General features: G+C 36.4%; 2 protein-coding genes and 3 pseudogenes. 3 read left to right on the top strand and 2 right to left on the bottom strand.

Features of this window, described 5'->3' with window-relative positions; genetic code table 11:
* Positions 1-167 precede the first annotated feature (167 nt).
* Positions 168-539: a hypothetical protein gene (locus tag ACUVJL_RS14440; protein ID WP_445246476.1), complete on the top strand. Its 372-nt coding sequence runs from the start codon at positions 168-170 to the stop codon at positions 537-539.
* Here the strand turns inward: ACUVJL_RS14440 and ACUVJL_RS14435 are convergent.
* Positions 532-1,415 (bottom strand): annotated as a pseudogene (locus tag ACUVJL_RS14435) (ISAzo13 family transposase). The gene ACUVJL_RS14440 and the pseudogene ACUVJL_RS14435 sit on opposite strands and share 8 nt — an antisense overlap.
* Positions 1,416-1,900: 485 nt before the next feature.
* Here ACUVJL_RS14435 and ACUVJL_RS14430 point away from each other — a divergent pair.
* Together ACUVJL_RS14430 and ACUVJL_RS14425 are read left to right on the top strand one after the other, a co-directional pair.
* Positions 1,901-2,383, top strand: a complete 483-nt coding sequence (locus ACUVJL_RS14430; protein WP_445246475.1) for a transposase — start codon at positions 1,901-1,903, stop codon at positions 2,381-2,383.
* Positions 2,384-2,523: 140 nt separating this feature from the next.
* Positions 2,524-2,736 (top strand): annotated as a pseudogene (locus ACUVJL_RS14425) (helix-turn-helix domain-containing protein); the annotation flags it as partial.
* A gap of 81 nt (positions 2,737-2,817) precedes the next feature.
* Here the strand turns inward: ACUVJL_RS14425 and ACUVJL_RS14420 are convergent.
* Positions 2,818-2,931 (bottom strand): annotated as a pseudogene (locus tag ACUVJL_RS14420) (ISKra4-like element ISMiva1 family transposase); the annotation flags it as partial.

The following is a 2,931-nucleotide window of genomic DNA, read 5'->3' as shown; positions in this document are numbered from 1 at the left end:
GAATGTCTCTTGATGTAGTCCACAGTACCGTTTAAAGTCGGCGGGGTTTAACTTTTGTACTTGTTCGTAATTCATCTTATGGGAGCTAATTATTTCTTTTATTTTACCTAGAACGAGCGCACTTTCGCAAGAGGTCTAATGGTGTAGCTGGTAAATCGGAACAGGGTTTGGAAATTTCTGTGATTTCTATTGTGGAAATTGAGAGTCGTTTATCTTATAGCTTAAGCGTACAGCAAACTCCATCATGCCCTCAAATAAAGCCCGCGAAAAAACTGCCACAAAATCCGAATAATTGCTGGTCAAAAAAACGTCGCAAAAAACCGGACACTCAAAGTTCAAAGCCTGACATCACAAGAGTTGATGACTCGGCACAACATTTGAAGAATACTCGTTATTTTTTCCCAAGTTCTGTACGTTATTTGGTGGCTGATGGCTATTACTACCGCTCTAAATTCTGGGAGGCTGTGCGGGAGTTAAATTTAAACTTTATTGGCAAGCTAAGGAATGAAAATTTAATAACTTTAGCGTCTGCTAAATAGTCGGAACTGCACGATAATTCCATTTGGGTAGATATTCATCAAAAATAATTTTCATTGTTTCTTTAAATCCCTTAGCTACTTTTCGACCAGTTTCATAAATTTTATCGCTCACATTTACTACCACAGAAAGCCCGGTTTTAGTATGAGTTTTTGCCATGAGTTTTTTCACTAACTCAAGACTGGTAAAAATTACTCCTTGACAGGCTCTGGTTACGTGAGGAAACAAACGATGTTCAATCGGATTATACTTCGATGTATAGGGGGGATAGTGTGCCATTATAATTTCTATTCCTAGCTCGTCAACTAATTTTTGTAAATCCGATTTAAAGATATGATGATTGGAATTATTACTGCCACCGCCATCGCATTTTATCAAAATTGAATTGGCTTGAGGGTAGATAAATTTTCCGTAATTAACCCACCATAATTTGATCGATTCACAAGCAAATTCACTCGTGTCTTTACTGATTCCCAGGTTTAAATATCCTCGGTTATGTTGCAGATCGTAAATTCCATGAGGTACTACTTTTCCTTCAGCCAAACTCCAAAAGTCATGGTCAAATGTCGTAATAGCTTCCGTAGTATATAGACTTCCTGCTCGATATAGATTTCCAATAAATTCCTTCTTTTTCGTGTCCATACTAACAATCGGATTTCCCTGCAACTCATACTCTGCGGTAATTCTGGCCAGATTTTCAAATTGTTCATTACGATTCTTGGTTACTCCGGTTGTTTGTTTTTTTTGAGCTGTTTCACATATCCATATTTTTTTAACAGTTTTTGAACAACTGTTGTACTGACTATTGTTTCCTGAGCCTTCAGACCTTCAACTATTTGTTGCTGGGTAAGATTTGTCCATTTAATTTTTTCCGACATTGGATCTCCGGCTGTGTGGTTTTTTAAGACTTCTAAAAAACGCTCATTTAAATCAGGTATCTCAGACTCCCTAGTTTTTCTTCCTCCTCCACGTCGGCGAATTCTCTGTTGATTACAAGTAGTGTCTGATTCACTTTTTAACTCCTTAATTCCCTTGGCTATTGTATTCCTGTCTACTCCCAAAACTCGGGCTATGTAAATAATTCCACCCGGGCCAAGTTTTACGGCTTCTATCGCTGCATATTTTCTTTGGTCTTTTTCAGATAAAGACTGATGATGTTTGATCATTAAATCAGTAATTTCGTCTGAGTAATACATAAATTAAGTTAGTTAGAAATGATTCAAATCAAAAAATCATGGGCGACATAAGAAGAACCAAGTAGGTATAATATTTGACATCTCTACCGAAACATAAACCTATTCATATTCACTCATTTATTTATTATACATCGCTGATGTTATTAAATTTTCATTCCTAAGAGTTGATGCTAACTTACGCTATCTCTATACAGGTGAACAAAAAAAAACTGGGAGCGCCTCGCAAATATGATGGTAAATTTAACTCTAGTGATTTGAGTCGTCTTAAATTTGTTAAAGAAATAAAACCGGGAGTTTCATTATATACATTGGTAGTCTGGAGTTGTTGTTTAAATTGCCAAATGAGTTTGGCTTGTATCTCTGAGGTTCAAGCCAACGGAAAAATCAAAAATGCTTTATTATTTAGCACTGATATTCACTTACCGCCTGAGCAAATTGTTGAATATTATCAGGCTCGTTTTCAGATTGAATTTATTTTTCGTGATGCTAAGCAATTTACGGGATTGTCTGATTGTCAAGCTCGTCATTTACCACGGCTTGATTTTCATTTTAATGCCAGTCTAATTGCCTTAAACTTAGCTAAATATGAACTCTCTAGTTGTCTGTCATTCATCTGCCAAGTCGTTTGTGTTTTCTATGGCCTCTTATAAACGTCTGGAATTCAATAAGCATCTACTTTCTACCTTTATTGATAAGTTAGATTTAGACCCGGATTTGATTTTAAATCACCCTAATACCATTTTTTTAAAGATGTGATAGACTTGTGTAAAAAGTAAAGGAGAGCATTACAATGTCTGGTCGTCCTCATATAAAGATTACCGAATCTGTAGAAAGTTTGCGAGAAATACTCAAACAGCAAAAAAGAATTCTAGCTTATAACAAAGTTCAAATGCTTTATTTTTTTCAGTCAAAACAAGTAGAAACTGTGCGGGAAGTATCGGCAGTTTTAGGTAAAAGTGAGGCAACAATTCATCGCTGGCTCTTTCAATATAAAGAGGGTGGTCTGGAAAATTTGTTAAAACATCGGCAGGTTTTTGGTCGCCCAAAAAAGTTCTCAGGGGTGCATCTCACTTTTGCAGATACATCAAGTAGAAAGTTGACCATTGAGATGCAGCACAGCGAAGAGAAAGGATAGAGGAAACACTCTCGATATTCCACTGCGCTCCCGATAGTTTCACCCTTAGTCCAATTCGTTTAA

The sequence above is a fragment of the Microcoleus sp. OTE_8_concoct_300 genome (assembly GCF_031383065.1).
GTDB lineage: Bacteria > Cyanobacteriota > Cyanobacteriia > Cyanobacteriales > Microcoleaceae > Microcoleus.
This window is presented reverse-complemented; position numbering and strand designations above follow the sequence as displayed.